The sequence below is a fragment of the Agathobacter sp. genome, assembly GCF_977054825.1.
Genome location: NZ_CDRTEH010000002.1, coordinates 285,610 through 300,629 on the forward strand (window position 1 = coordinate 285,610; position 15,020 = coordinate 300,629).

The 15,020-nt window shown below is 42.6% G+C and carries 14 protein-coding genes; 12 read left to right on the top strand and 2 right to left on the bottom strand.

Annotation, left to right across the window (positions count from 1 at the left end; all coding sequences use genetic code 11):
- Positions 1–133: 133 nt before the first annotated feature.
- Both ACW6PM_RS03445 and ACW6PM_RS03450 read right to left on the bottom strand, forming a co-directional pair.
- Positions 134–712: a xanthine phosphoribosyltransferase gene (locus ACW6PM_RS03445; protein ID WP_443594281.1), complete on the bottom strand. Its 579-nt coding sequence runs from the start codon at positions 710–712 to the stop codon at positions 134–136.
- A gap of 41 nt (positions 713–753) precedes the next feature.
- Positions 754–1,245 carry a hypothetical protein gene (locus ACW6PM_RS03450; RefSeq protein WP_308649803.1) on the bottom strand — a complete coding sequence of 164 codons (492 nt, stop codon included), beginning with the start codon at positions 1,243–1,245 and terminating at the stop codon, positions 754–756.
- A gap of 46 nt (positions 1,246–1,291) precedes the next feature.
- Between ACW6PM_RS03450 and rlmH the strand changes: the two genes are divergently transcribed.
- From rlmH to mutL, 12 genes are all read left to right on the top strand, one after another.
- On the top strand, positions 1,292–1,771 hold the full coding sequence (gene rlmH, locus ACW6PM_RS03455) for a 23S rRNA (pseudouridine(1915)-N(3))-methyltransferase RlmH (protein ID WP_308668545.1): 480 nt from the start codon (positions 1,292–1,294) through the stop codon (positions 1,769–1,771).
- Positions 1,772–1,808: 37 nt separating this feature from the next.
- Positions 1,809–2,069 carry a YabP/YqfC family sporulation protein gene (locus ACW6PM_RS03460; RefSeq protein ID WP_012742602.1) on the top strand — a complete coding sequence of 87 codons (261 nt, stop codon included), beginning with the start codon at positions 1,809–1,811 and terminating at the stop codon, positions 2,067–2,069.
- Positions 2,059–2,586 (top strand): sporulation protein YqfD, encoded by a 528-nt coding sequence (locus ACW6PM_RS03465; protein WP_456056231.1) that lies wholly within the window; start codon positions 2,059–2,061, stop codon positions 2,584–2,586. The genes ACW6PM_RS03460 and ACW6PM_RS03465 overlap by 11 nt, the downstream gene beginning before the upstream one ends.
- 65 nt (positions 2,587–2,651) lie before the next feature.
- Entirely contained in the window at positions 2,652–3,647 is a 996-nt protein-coding gene (locus tag ACW6PM_RS03470) for a PhoH family protein (protein WP_456056232.1), read from the top strand.
- Positions 3,644–4,804 (top strand): hypothetical protein, encoded by a 1,161-nt coding sequence (locus tag ACW6PM_RS03475; protein ID WP_456056233.1) that lies wholly within the window; start codon positions 3,644–3,646, stop codon positions 4,802–4,804. The genes ACW6PM_RS03470 and ACW6PM_RS03475 overlap by 4 nt, the downstream gene beginning before the upstream one ends.
- On the top strand, positions 4,801–5,298 hold the full coding sequence (gene ybeY / locus ACW6PM_RS03480; protein WP_308668549.1) for an rRNA maturation RNase YbeY: 498 nt from the start codon (positions 4,801–4,803) through the stop codon (positions 5,296–5,298). The genes ACW6PM_RS03475 and ybeY overlap by 4 nt, the downstream gene beginning before the upstream one ends.
- 39 nt (positions 5,299–5,337) lie before the next feature.
- Positions 5,338–7,002 carry a putative polysaccharide biosynthesis protein gene (locus ACW6PM_RS03485; RefSeq protein ID WP_456056234.1) on the top strand — a complete coding sequence of 555 codons (1,665 nt, stop codon included), beginning with the start codon at positions 5,338–5,340 and terminating at the stop codon, positions 7,000–7,002.
- A gap of 49 nt (positions 7,003–7,051) precedes the next feature.
- Positions 7,052–7,426 (top strand): hypothetical protein, encoded by a 375-nt coding sequence (locus ACW6PM_RS03490; protein ID WP_308668551.1) that lies wholly within the window; start codon positions 7,052–7,054, stop codon positions 7,424–7,426.
- 30 nt (positions 7,427–7,456) lie between these two features.
- Entirely contained in the window at positions 7,457–8,731 is a 1,275-nt protein-coding gene (locus tag ACW6PM_RS03495; RefSeq protein ID WP_456056235.1) for an aminoacetone oxidase family FAD-binding enzyme, read from the top strand.
- Positions 8,732–10,348 (top strand): NAD(P)/FAD-dependent oxidoreductase, encoded by a 1,617-nt coding sequence (locus ACW6PM_RS03500; protein ID WP_456056236.1) that lies wholly within the window; start codon positions 8,732–8,734, stop codon positions 10,346–10,348.
- A 67-nt stretch (positions 10,349–10,415) separates the two neighbouring features.
- Positions 10,416–13,040, top strand: a complete 2,625-nt coding sequence (gene mutS / locus ACW6PM_RS03505; RefSeq protein ID WP_456056305.1) for a DNA mismatch repair protein MutS — start codon at positions 10,416–10,418, stop codon at positions 13,038–13,040.
- Between the two features lie 11 nt (positions 13,041–13,051).
- Positions 13,052–15,016, top strand: coding sequence for a DNA mismatch repair endonuclease MutL (gene mutL / locus ACW6PM_RS03510; protein WP_456056237.1), 1,965 nt, complete (start codon positions 13,052–13,054; stop codon positions 15,014–15,016).
- Positions 15,017–15,020 lie beyond the last annotated feature (4 nt).

Here is a 15,020-nt window from a genome sequence, read left to right on the forward strand (position 1 = left end):
TTTCTCGCTGCTACGCAGCTAATTTTACTCATATGTGTTTGGGTAGCTCTATTCGAGCCACCTTGAGAAAAAAAGGCTGATGCATACATGCAAGCATGACGCATCAGCCTTTTTTCTCAGTTGTTCTGAATAGTTAATTTTCTTCAATAAAATCTATCTGATACTCATCCATGTACTTGATTCGTGCAAGTGAGTATACCTCATAGCCCTGCTCGTTGATTTTTCTTCTGCCCGGCTGGAAGGACTTCTCGATGAGGATTCCTATACCTGCAACTGTAGCATGAGCCATGCGAAGAAGTCTGATAGCACCTGTAGCGGCCTCTCCATCAGCCATGAAGTCATCAATCAAAAGAATATTGTCATCCTCTGAGATAACATCACGCGCGAGTGTAAGCTCATAGCTCTTTTCTGTTGTAAAGGAAGTAACCTGTGTCTGGTACAGATCATTATGTAATGTCTTTGATGGCTGCTTCTTTAAAATAACAAGCGGTACATTCATCTTGGCTGCTGCCATAAGTGCAGGAGCAATTCCTGAGCTTTCTATTGTGACAACCTTTGTGATTCCCTTATCAGCAAAGTGATTTGCGAAATCCTCACCGATGTGCTCCATAAGCACCGGATCCACCTGATGGTTGATAAATTTGTTGACCTTTAAGATATTTGTGCCAATTACCTGGCCATCCTTGAGAATTCGATCTTGCAGTTCTTTCATTTTGTTCACCTCATAAAAAATAAATTGTAATTATTATAGCACTATTCTTCGACAATATCACTATAAATTTTAGAATAAATTTCTTCAACCATATGATCGAGGAAGCTTTCCTCAAGCAGGCTGTATTTTTCGGTAATGATTGATGTGATAAGCTCAGCTCTTTTATAGTATAAATCACCTGAGCTTACATCGCTTTTTTCATCTGATGATGCCAAAGCCATAAGCTCGTCCCTATGAGTGACGGTCACATACTCCATGATTTCCTTTTCGAGGGAATTATTCTTATCCATCTTTTTTGAAATGTCCTTAAGCTCCATAAATGACTTGATTCCTATGATAAAAAATATCAAGAAAACAAGCCCCATTACGATAGAAATCATGAGCTTGTTTACAGAGTCTAAAGCGGCAAGGCTTATAACTCCTGTATCAAGCAGCACAATAGCAATAAGCCCTATCGCACCGACTGCGGTGAAGCACTGTCCGGTTGCCTTGGTATCCTCGTATCTTTTTTGTTCATCAACGTATATTTTCATACGGCCTCCATATTGTTTAATTATAGTTATATGTTATAATGAAACGATGAAAATTACAATATTATGTGTAGGAAAAGTTAAAGAAAAATTTTACAGGGATGCGATTGCTGAGTACGCAAAGCGTCTAAGCCGCTACTGTAAGCTTGAAATCACTGAGGTCTCCGATGAAAAGACAAGCGAGCAGGCCACACAGACAGAGATAGACATCGTAAAAAATAAAGAAGGTGAGAGGCTTCTTAAAAATATAAAAGACGATGCGTATGTATTTTGTCTTGCGATAGATGGAAAGCAGCTTGATTCGGTTGAGCTGTCGCAGAAGATGGATAAGCTTATGACAGGAGGCAAAAGTCATCTTATATTTGTAATAGGAGGCTCTCTGGGGCTGTCCGATGATGTGTTGAAGCGCGCTGACTATAAGCTGTCATTTTCTAAAATGACATTCCCACATCAGCTCATGCGCGTAATTTTATTAGAGCAGATTTACAGGTCATTCCGTATCAGCAATAATGAGCCGTACCACAAATAGCCGGCATAATTCAGACGAAATAAACATATGTTAATATATGAAGATGCAAAAAGTAACTGATTCGTTCGAGCTTCCAAAGGACATAGTTCTTGGGCTTCCAATTGTAACAGCATATGGTTATAATGAGCTGACTATAGAAAATCACAAGGGGATTCTGTCTTTTTCGGACAAGGCCGTGACTGTAAGGGCAGCAGACAGTACCATCAAAATATCCGGCAGCCGCCTTGAAATAAAGGAATTTACAAAGGATTTAATAATAATAGCCGGTCATTTAAAGGGTGTCATATATGAGTATTAGAGCTTATGCAAGGGTGAGGCTTACAGGATGCAATATCAGGCGATTCACAAATCTGTGCACGGCAAACCATATTAAAATATGGAACCTTAAGTATGTAAGTCCAAAGGAATATGAGGCCTGCTGCAGTACAAACGATATTTTTCTCATGAAGCCGCACCTGAAAAAGACACATACGAAGCTTCTCGTGGTAAAAAGGCAGGGATACTTTGCTATAAAAGCATTCCTATATAAGATACGTATTATTACGGCTGCCATTGTCGGTGTTTTTGGTATATATGCACTCATCTGCATGAGAATCTGGCATATTGTGCCTGATGGAAACCGTTTCACTTATGATGAGTCAGTCATCTCACTTTTGGAGAGCGAACATGTAACAATAGGCAGTCACAAGAGAGCAGATTACAGCCTTCTTGAAAAAAAGCTTGAAGAAAAATATCCCGATATCACCTGGTGCAGCATATACATAGAAAAAAACACCCTGAAAATTGATATATCAGAGGGAATAAATTACAGGTAAATTATGACAAATCTTATTTTTATGTTATAATGAAAAATATTTTTGATTGAAAGGCACATAAACTAATGAGTTTAAATGAAGTATCTATAAAAATACCCGGCGAATATATACCAAACGTCTTCGGACAGTTTGATGCCTTCGCCAAAAAAATAGAGCGCACACTGCATGTAACGCTTGTTTTAAGAGATGATTCCTTAAAGATTATCGGTACACAGGGAAATATTTATGGGGCAAAAGAGGTGTTCGAGCAGCTCATTGCTCTGGCTAAGAGAGGAAATGTCATCACAGAGCAGAATGTAAACTATGCCCTTGCACTTTTAGAGGAGCACAAGGGCAGTGAGCTTGTCGAGATTGACAAGGATATCATTTGCCACACAATAAACGGCAAGCCTGTAAAGCCAAAGACCATAGGCCAGAAGGAGTATGTAGATGCCATCAGAAAAAAGATGATAGTGTTTGGTATGGGACCTGCCGGAACAGGAAAGACCTATCTTGCCATGGCAATGGCTATAACAGCCTTTAAAAATGAGCAGGTGGGGCGTATTATTCTGACGCGTCCGGCGATTGAAGCCGGTGAGAAGCTGGGCTTTCTGCCGGGAGATTTGCAGAGCAAGATTGACCCGTATTTGAGGCCGCTATATGATGCGCTTTATCAGATAATGGGAGCCGAGAGCTTCCAGCGCAACATGGAAAAGGGGCTTATAGAGGTGGCTCCTCTTGCGTATATGAGAGGCCGAACGCTGGACAACGCATTTATCATACTCGATGAGGCACAGAACACAACTCCGGCGCAAATGAAGATGTTTCTTACACGAATCGGCTTTGGCTCAAAGGTTGTCGTGACAGGTGATGCGACTCAAAAGGATCTGGCACCGGGAGCAAAATCAGGACTTGATGTGGCACTTAGGGTGCTTAAAAATATAGATGACATAGGCATTTGCAATCTGACAAGCAAGGATGTTGTGCGTCATCCGCTTGTACAAAAAATCGTTCAGGCTTACGATAATTATGAAAATAAGCAGACTGCAAAGACTGCAAGAAAGCAGAGGAAGGGCAATTGAGAAGGGTTGTATCACTAATATCAATTTTCATATCAATCCTTGCGCTTTCATTTGTGCTGTGTCTGCTTGGTGATTTATATCCTGATGAATGGATATGCATGGGCTTTTTAGATATCATATTTTATATGCTGCTCTTGTTCGAGCTTGAGTACGAGCGAACCACACTACAGCTGTCGAACAACTCAAGAACTGATTATCTTAGGTTTACGTTTGCATTTATTATATGCTCTATAGTGTGTATCATAAGTGGTTTTATGCCGCAGTACAGCAGGCCTGTGATGATTTTTCCCATACTGCTATGTCTGATTGGCAATGAATTTCTGGCATTTATAGGCGGTACTTATTTTTGCATATTGCTTACCATCACTGTATCCGGTGACTGCTTTGAGCTCGTATGTGAGCTGCTTCTTGTAATCACAGGTGCAATCCTTGCAAAGATGCTCAGAGAGGACAAGCTCCAGATATGCATATATCTTATCACAATCAGTATGAGTATTGTGACACCGGGCATATTCTATTATATGTCAACCAAGGAATTTTCTGCTTCCATACTCATTACCGGAGCTGTAAGCGGCATGATTATTTCGCTTATCAGCATAATTTGTGCCAGAGTATTTAAGCCTCTAAGCGCCGATGAGACAAATGACAGGCTTATAGCGATAATAGAAGAGGATTTTCCTGCTGTAAAGCAGCTTAAGGAGCATAACTTTTCTGAATACAATCATGGCAATTTCGTATCGACGATTGCCATAAAGGCTGCAAAGGCTGCAGGACTGGACACAGCGCTATGTGCAGCAGGAGGCTTTTATTACCGTATAGGACAGTGGCAGAGGCATAAAAGCGTCATGGAGGGAGTGGAACAAGCCTTAGCCATGCATTTCCCTGAAAAGCTGACTAATATACTCTACGAGTACTACGGCAAGCTAAGACACCCGCAGACACCTGAGTCCGCACTCATCCATATGGTTGATGCTTTAATAGTAAGGCTAGACCATATCAAAAACGATGTGGCAGACAGTGAATGGAATCACGAGATACTTATTATCCAGACATTAAATGAGCTTTCAAGCTCAGGAATGTATGATGAATCAGGACTATCCATGAATCACTTTTTAAAAATACGAGACTATCTGACAAAGGAGGAGCTGCTTAAATGAGTTTTTTTATCGAAAAAGAGGTAGAATGCAATTTTAATTTTGATTATGAAAAGGTTGCGGAAGCTGTTGTAAATGCTTCACTTGAGCACGAGAGCTTTCCGTATGAGGCGGAGGTTAATCTGACGCTGACGGATAACGACGGTATACATGCCATCAATAAGGAGTACAGACAGATAGACAGGCCTACAGATGTGCTGTCTTTTCCGATGCTTTCATATGAAGCACCCGGGGATTTTTCGTTCCTTTCAGATGAGAATGAGGATGATTTCAATCCTGATACAGGAGAGGTCATGCTCGGTGACATAATCATATCCGTTGACAAGGTAAAGGAGCAGGCCTTAGAATACGGACACAGCGAAAAAAGAGAGTTTGCCTTTCTGATTACACACAGTATGCTTCATCTGTTCGGTTATGACCACATGGAACCTGATGAGGCGGCCGTAATGGAAGAACACCAGAGAAAAATACTTGACGCTTTAGGTATAACACGCTAATATTTAAGCTGGTTATCAATTGAAACAGAGGATTTATAAATGTCTAAAAAAAATAACGGGGCAAGCAATGCCTTAGTACAGGGCTCTATACTTGCCGTAGCATCCATCATAAGCAGAATAATAGGACTTATATATCGTATACCGATGCAGCGTATATTGGGCGATATCGGAATCGGCTATTATTCCACAGCTTTTGAAATATACAATGTCATGCTGATTATATCATCATACAGCTTACCTCTTGCCGTATCAAAGATGGTTTCAGCCCAGATGGCAAAAAAGAGGCGGACTGCAACCTATCAGATACTAAAGTGTGCGCTGCTTTTTGCAACCATCAGTGGTACAACAGTCGCACTCATACTGTTTTTCGGAGGCAATTTCTTTGCAACAACGCTTCTTAATACTCCGTACAGTATTTTTGCCTTAAGAGTGCTGGCTCCGGGACTTTTGATAGTTGCTGTGCTAGGTGTTATCAGAGGCTTTTTCCAGGGACTTGGCACCATGATGCCGAGTGCAGTCTCACAGATCATAGAGCAGGTGGTGAACGCCATAGTCAGTGTGTGGGCCGCATATGTGCTCTACAGAACAGGTACCAGGATTGGTGCAGTGCTTGGTGACAAGGAGCATTACGCCGCAGCATATGGTGCAGCAGGTGGTACACTCGGAACAGTGCTTGGCTCCGTAGCAGCTCTTTTGTTTGTGGTATTTATCTTTGCCATCTATATGACGGTGTTCAAGAGGCAGATGAAAAAAGAGCGCAATGTCAGGGTCAGCTCATTTGGCTATACCATGAAGATCCTTGTAATCACGGTTATTCCGGTGCTTTTAAGTACCACTATCTACAATATCAGTGGTATCATAGACCAGGGTATATTCAAGCAGGTTGCTCTGCTTCAGGGCTACACTCAGAACGATATAGACGTATGGTGGGGTGTATACACCGGAAAGTACAAGCTTTTGATTAATGTGCCTATATCCATTGCATCAGCCATGGCAGCATCCTTTGTACCGGTGCTTACAGGTGCCTACCACAGGGATGACATGGAGGCGGTGAGAGGGCAGATTAATCTTTCCACACGCTTTATCATGGTTGTCGCCTTCCCTTGTGCAGTAGGGCTTGCAGTGTTTGGACTGCCGATATTTAATATACTTTTTTCAAGCACCCGTGCAACAAATGCAGAGGCATCACTTATGATGTATGTCGGTGCGGTTGCGGTAGTATTTTACTCACTTTCCACACTGTCAAATGGACTGCTGCAGGGAATTGACAGGCTTAAGATTCCTGTAATCAACGCTGCGATATCAATTGTAGCGCATGTCATAGTGCTTATACTGCTTATGCTCATATTCAGACTCAATATACATGCAGTTGTGCTTGCCAATACATTTTTCGCACTGCTCATGTGCTTTATGAACAGCATGGCTTTAAAGAAGTACAGCGGCTTTAAGCAGGAAATTAAAAAGACCTTTATCATTCCAGCTATCAGCTCGCTTATTATGGGAGTCGTTTCATATATAGTATACTTTATACTTTACAAGGTATGTCATATCGAGATTATTGCGTTTATTCTTGCCGCAATCATTGCGGTTGTCTCATATGCAGTGGCACTCCTTTTGCTCAAGGGACTGACAGAGGATGAGCTTAGACATTTTCCAAAGGGTACACTTATCATAAAGGTGGCCAAAAAATGTCATTTATTATAAATTTGAATAAATAACAGAAATTTACAGATACTGATTTTGAGGTGATAATATGAAAAGCAAAATCAGTATCTGTTTTTTAACTATTTTTATAATTCTTCTTGCACTTTTTACGATAGAAAAAATCAATACTCAAAGAGCAGCAGACGAGGCAGCGATAACTGCACAAAGCAAGGACACGGATAAAGATGCAAACGATAAAAAGGAAAGTCTTCAGACCTCAAATGAGGCAAAAAACGCAAGCTATTGCATCAAAAATGACTCCGGAATGCTGTCTGTATATAATGGTGCTGCAAACGAAAAATACTTTGATACGGGCGTGTATTTTGAAGAACTGCCCGATGAAGTAAAAAATAAGGTTACAAATGGACTTTACTTTTTTAACGAAACTGATTTGTACGATTTTCTTGAAAGCTATTCAAGTTAATGTTAAAATAAATCAGTTAGGGGAAAGAATATGTACGATGTAATTATAATAGGTGCCGGTGCATCCGGGATGATGGCGGCAGCAACTGCTGCATCAAAGGGAGCAAGTGTGGCACTTTTAGAGCACAAGGATGATATAGGAAAGAAAATACTTGCAACAGGAAACGGCAGATGTAATTTCACAAACACTGATATGTCTGTAAACAGGTTTCACGGCAGTAAGGCGCTGATTAAAAACGGTTTGTCGCAATTTGATTATGCTGACACAATACGCTATTTTGAAAAGCTTGGAATACCTGCATATGACAATGCCGGCTACATTTATCCGAATTCCAGGCAGGCAGCATCTGTTGTGGCAGCCTTTCGCATGGAGCTTATGAGGCTTCACGTGGATGTAAAGACAGGCATTAAAATTACAGAAATCAAGGCTGCAAGGATTACGGCTAAGGACACAAATTCTGTTGCTAATCTGGCAGCTAATAAAAAGGCAGATGACCTGGTCGGTTACTGCATCCAAACAGACAAGGGCAGCTTTAAGTCCAAAAGGCTTATCATAGCATGTGGCCTTTCGGCGTCCCCGAAGCTTGGAAGTGACGGAAGCCTGTTTCGCATGATAGAAGCTCTCGGGCACCATATCCAAAAGCCTCTGCCCGCACTTTGCGGCTTTAGCTGTGAGGGTCTTAATTTCAAAAAGATTACAGGTGTCAGGTGTGATGCCACTGTTGCATCCGTGATAGACGGTCAAATGACAGAGCAAAATACAGGTGAGCTGCAGTTAGCTGACTACGGCATCTCAGGCATCCCTGTTTTTCAGATTTCAAGTCTTATATCAAGAGCCCTTAATAAAGGTCAAAGGGTCGAGGTGATAATTGACTTTTTGCCGACTTTTAGCGATGATGAGCTTTATGGATACATAAGGGACAGAAGCAGTAAAACCACAGACAACCGCTCACTAAATGAGATGCTTAACGGACTTTTAAACAATAAGCTTCTTCTTGAGCTGATACACAAATCAGGCGTTTCTCCTGATAAAAAGGGAAGGCTTTTGACAGAGGATGATTGTGAAAGTCTTACACGCTCAATAAAGCATACAGCCGTTTCGGTAAGAAAGCCAAGGGGAGTGGAATTTGCTCAGGTGTGTGCAGGCGGCATATATACAAAGGAAATAGACATACGTACACTGGAGTCCAAAATCCATCCGGGGCTTTACTTTTGCGGAGAGCTGCTTGATGTGGACGGCATATGCGGCGGCTACAATCTGCAGTGGGCATGGACAAGTGGATATATAGCAGGAGAAATGCAGTAAATGATTAAAATCAACCAGATAAAGCTTCCCGTCACGCACAGTGATGAGGCACTAAAAAAGAAAATAATAAAAATGCTTAAGCTTAATTCTCAGACAGGCTTTACCTACCGCATATTAAAGAAATCACTTGACGCGCGTAAAAAGCCTGAGCTGTTCTATACATATTCCGTTGCTGTAGAGATAGATAATACAAAGCAAAGCGAGGAATCAATAGTAAAAAGAGCAAATAGCTCATCTGTGCTCATTTACAAAGAAAAAGAGTACAGGATACCGGCACACGGCAATGTGGTGCTTGACAAGCGCCCTGTCATTGTAGGAGCAGGTCCTGCCGGGCTTTTTTGTGCATACATACTGGCAGAGGCAGGCTTTTGCCCGATAATTATCGAGCGCGGCAGCAAGGTAGAGAAAAGAACTTTAGATGTACAAAAATTCTGGGAGAGCGGCATACTTAATCCCAAAAGCAATGTACAGTTTGGCGAGGGCGGTGCCGGAACCTTTTCAGACGGCAAGCTGAATACATCCGTAAAGGATCCGTCAGGCAGGAATCGTCTTGTGCTCGAGACCTTTGTGCGCTTTGGAGCAGATGAGTCCATACTTTATGACAACAAGCCGCATATCGGTACTGATGTGCTTTCAGAAGTAATTGTCAACATGCGTGAGTTTTTGGTTAACAAAGGGGTGACATTTGTATTTGACACCTGTGTGAGCAGGCTTGACATTGTTTCAAACAAGCTATTAAGTGTTTACACGGATTCTGAGAGCAATAATAAAGAGATAAAGACAGATGTATGCGTTCTGGCACTCGGACACAGCGCCAGAGATACATTTGATATGCTTTACAATAAGGGCTTTGATATGGAGTGCAAGAGCTTTGCTGTCGGCTTTCGCGTGGAGCATCCGCAGCGCATGATAGATGAATCACAGTATGGTATTCAAAAGAAAATCATGCTTCCGCCGAGTCCATACAAGGTCACATCCAATTTTCCGAACGGCAGAGGAGTCTACTCATTCTGCATGTGTCCGGGAGGATATGTGGTTAACTCATCGTCAACCGAAAGTCATACAGTGGTTAACGGTATGAGCTATCACGACAGAAACAGCAAAAATGCAAACAGTGCCATCATAGTATCTGTTTCGCCGAAGGATTTCGGAGCAGATGATGCCCTCGCCGGAGTGAGATTTCAGGAAAGGCTTGAAACAGAAAATTATAAGCGTGGAGGTGGTTTAATTCCACAGCAGCTTTTCGGAGATTTCTGCGATGACAGATTAACAGCCGCATACGGTGATTTTGACTCCTGTACAAAGGGAGGAAAAGTCTTTGCAAAGCTGAACGGACTCATGAACGCTGACATGGAACAGTCGTTTAAGCTTGGAATGGAACATTTTGGTCATCTGATACATGGTTTTGACAGAAAAGATGCAATTTTGTCCGGTATGGAGACACGCACCTCTTCTCCGCTTCGCATAAAAAGAGATGAGGCTTTTGAGAGCAATATCTCAGGAGTATACCCTTGCGGTGAGGGAGCAGGCTATGCAGGAGGCATCACATCTGCGGCAATCGACGGCATAAAGGTCGCAGAGGCAATTATTAAAAAATATAAGCCGGATTTCAAATAATATTTATACACATGAATAATATTTATACACGTAAAGAGAGGAAATATTCGTGGCAGAAGTATCACCAATGATGCAGCATTATCTGCAGACAAAAGAGCAATATAATGATTGTATTTTATTTTATCGCTTGGGAGATTTCTATGAGATGTTTTTTGACGATGCGATAATGGTTTCAAAGGAGCTTGAGCTTACACTCACCGGCAAAAACTGCGGACTTGAAGAAAGAGCTCCTATGTGTGGAGTACCGTTTCATGCGGCAGACTCATATATCAACAGACTCGTATCAAACGGTCACAAGGTAGCTATCTGTGAGCAGATGGAGGATCCAAAGCAGGCAAAGGGAATCGTAAAGCGCGAGGTAATCCGTGTTGTGACACCTGGCACAAACACTGACATGGCTTCTTTAGATGAAGCAAAAAACAATTACATCATGTCGATTGTATACACTGAGGACAAATACGGCATAGCGACCTGTGATGTCACAACAGGTGATTTTTTTACTACAGAGGTGGATGCCGAGAGGAAGCTGTTAGATGAGGTGAGCAGATTTAATCCATCGGAAATCATATGCAATGAAGCCTTCTACATGAGCGGAATAGATGTTGACGATATGAAAAACAGACTGTCAATTACCGTTTCAGCACTCGACTCCTGGTATTTTTCCGATGGCCTTGCAAATGAGACACTGCTTTCACATTTCCACGTACAGACAATAAATGCTCTTGGGCTTGAGGATTATGAGAGCGGGGTCATAGCTTCGGGAGCCCTTTTAAAGTACCTTTATGAGACACAGATGAACTCGCTTGACAACATACTTGAGCTTCATCCGTACTCTATAGGCAAATATATGATAATAGACAGCTCCTCAAGAAGAAATTTGGAGCTTGTAGAGACACTTCGGGAAAAGCAAAAGAGAGGTTCACTGCTGTGGGTACTCGACAAGACACGCACGGCTATGGGTGCAAGACTGCTTCGCACCTATGTCGAGCAGCCTCTTATCGAAAAAGCAGAGATAATAAAGCGCCAGAAACTTATCGAAGCACTTAATGCAAACGAAATCACAAGAGATGAGATCAGGGAATACCTTAATCCTATTTATGACCTTGAGCGTCTCATCACAAGAATCACCTACCAGTCAGCCAATCCGCGCGATCTTATAGCCTTCAGGGATTCTTTAAGGATGCTTCCGCCAATAAAGCAGCAGCTTTCTGACATACCGTGTGAGCTTACCGATGAGATTAACGAAGAGTTCGACGAGCTTAAGGATATATATGAGCTTTTACTTTCATCCATTGAGGATGAGCCGCCTATCTCACAGCGAGACGGAGATATCATAAAGGCAGGCTACAACGAGGAGGTTGACCGTCTTCGTGACGCAAAAACCAAGGGCAAGACATGGCTTGCAGAGCTTGAAGCCAGTGAACGTGAAAAGACAGGCATCAAAAACTTAAGAATCAAATATAACAAGGTGTTTGGATATTATCTTGAGGTCACAAACTCCTTCAAGGATATGGTTCCCGATTATTACGTAAGAAAGCAGACACTCACCAATGCAGAGCGCTACATCACACCTGAGCTTAAAGAGCTTGAGGATACGATTCTTGGAGCCGAAGACAGACTCACCTCACTTGAGTATGAGCTGTTTCGTGATGTAAGAAAACAGATTTCAGACAATGTTTCAAGAATCCAGAAAACAGCCAGAGCTATTGCAATAATTGATGTTTTTGCTTCGCTTGCACTTGTTGCAAGCCAAAATAATTACTGCAAGCCAAGGATTAATGAAAGCGGAATAATCGACATCAAAAACGGCCGTCATCCTGTAGTTGAAAAAATGATTACAAATGACATGTTTATAGAAAACGATACATATCTGGATCAGAACAAAAACCGCATATCAATCATCACAGGACCAAACATGGCCGGTAAATCCACCTACATGAGGCAGACAGCTCTTATCGTTCTCATGGCACAGATTGGAAGCTTTGTGCCTGCGCAAACTGCAAATATCGGTATAGTAGACCGTATTTTCACGCGAGTCGGAGCATCTGACGACCTGGCAAGCGGACAGAGTACATTTATGGTCGAGATGAATGAGGTGGCAAATATATTAAGGAATGCAACCGCCAAATCCCTGCTGATTCTCGATGAGATTGGACGAGGCACGAGTACATTTGACGGACTTAGCATCGCCTGGGCAGTTGTCGAGCACATAAGCAATCCAAAGCTCCTTGGCGCAAAGACGCTTTTTGCAACGCATTATCACGAGCTCACGGAGCTTGAGGGCAAGCTTGACAGTGTAAACAACTACTGCATCGCTGTAAAGGAAAAGGGCGATGACATAGTATTCCTAAGAAAAATCGTAAAGGGCGGGGCTGACAGAAGCTACGGAATACAGGTTGCAAAGCTTGCAGGGCTGCCGGATTCAGTCATAGAGCGTGCCAAGGAAATCGCTGAACAGCTTCTTGCAAATGACATCACGGATACTGTAAAAAGCATATCCGTTGACAATGGCCACAAGCATAAAAAGGAGCACCTTGACGAGGTTGATATGACACAGATTTCACTTTTCGACACAGTGAAGGATGATGATATAATTGATGAGCTTAGAAACATAGACATAGGCAACATGACACCACTTGATGCGTTAAACAAGCTGTATCAGCTCCAGAACAAGGTTAAAAACCGCTGGTAGAAAGGATTAAAATGCCAAATATTGCCATATTAAATCAGGAAACAATAGATAAAATAGCTGCAGGAGAGGTTGTTGAGCGCCCGTGCTCCGTGGTAAAGGAGCTGGTGGAAAATGCCATAGATGCAGGCTCAACAGCCATAACCGTGGAGATAAAGGAGGGCGGAATCTCATTTATCCGTATCACTGACAACGGCTGCGGAATCGAAAGCGACCAGGTTGCGGTTGCATTTTACCGTCACAGCACGAGCAAAATACGCTCGGCAGAGGATTTACTTACTGTAAAGTCTCTCGGCTTCAGAGGTGAGGCGCTGTCAAGCATCTCGGCCGTTGCCCGCGTTGAGCTTATCACAAAGACCTACGATGAGCTCACCGGCACCAGATATGTAATTGAAGGCTCAAAGGAGCTTTCAAACGAGGAAATCGGTGCTCCTGACGGAACAACCTTCATAGTAAAGGATTTGTTTTATAATGTTCCGGCAAGACGCAAGTTTTTAAAGACAGCACAGACAGAGGGCAGCTACATAAGCGATATGGTCGAAAAGCTTGCACTTTCCCATCCTGATATATCGTTTAAGTTCATAAACAATAACCAGACAAAACTTCACACATCCGGAAACGGCAATAAAAAGGATATTATATACCATATATTCGGACGCGAAATATCATCATCACTGCTTGAGGTGAAGCATGAATGTGAATACTTTAAGGTGGAGGGCTTTATAGGAAAGCCTGTTATCACGAGGGGTAACAGAAATTATGAGAATTATTTCATAAACGGCAGATATGTAAAGAGCAATATATTGTCACGCGCCATCGAGGAGGCCTACAAGAGCTTTCTGATGCAGCATCAGTATCCGTTTACAGTGCTTTACTTTACATTTTTCAGTGAGCTGGATGTCAACGTGCATCCGACCAAGATGGAGCTTCGCTTTGACAACAATAACGAGATATATGTTGAATTGTGTGACACAATATATGCAATTCTGTCCCACAAGGAGATGATTCCCGAGGTGCCTGTAGACAGTACACCGGCGCCTAAAAAGATAGTGCATGAGTATAAGGAGCCTATACCGGAGCCGTTTGAGAAGCGGCGTATCAATGAGGTGAGGGCTGCGGAATCAAGGAGTGTGTACGGACAGAGCGTGACGGCAGCAGTGAAAGATTCCTCAGCAATAGAACCTGCTGCAAAAGCGCCTGCTGTTAATGAGCAACTCACAGATAACACATCAAAGCAGCAGACATCTAAACCATCTGCATCTGCGCTTGTTGCCAACACAGGCAATTCCGTGGAACCAAAGACTGAAACTTCCACCGTGGCGTATGAGCCTGCACAGGTTGTCACAGCTACCCAGCAGACACTTGGCGATTACGACAAGGTCTTCCTTACAGAAAGCTCAAAGAAGCAGTTTTCCATCATAGGACAGCTCTTTAAGACCTACTGGCTCATAGAGTTTGAGGACAAGTTGTACATCATAGACCAGCATGCAGCCCATGAAAAGGTACTGTATGAAAAAACGATGGCAAGACTTGCCAACAAGGATTTTACATCACAGCGCATAAGCCCTCCGATTGTCATGACACTTGATGCAAGGGAAAGTGAGATGCTTGAGAAATACAGGCCGCAGATAGAGCAGTTTGGCTATGAGGTGGAGCATTTTGGTGGCAAGGAATACATGATCAGTGCGATTCCAGACAATTTATTCCACATAGATATGAAGGATCTGTTTATAGAGATGCTTGATGATTTTTCCAACGCGACAGGCAGACAGACACCTGATATCATCACGGAAAAGGTCGCATCCATGTCGTGCAAGGCAGCAGTAAAGGGCAACGACAAGCTTACTCTTCCTGAGATAAATGAGCTGATAGATGAGCTTTTGTCACTCGACAATCCATACAACTGCCCACACGGCAGACCGACCATCATCTCTATGAGCAAATATGAGATAGAAAAGAAATTCAAACGTATCGTATGACAAA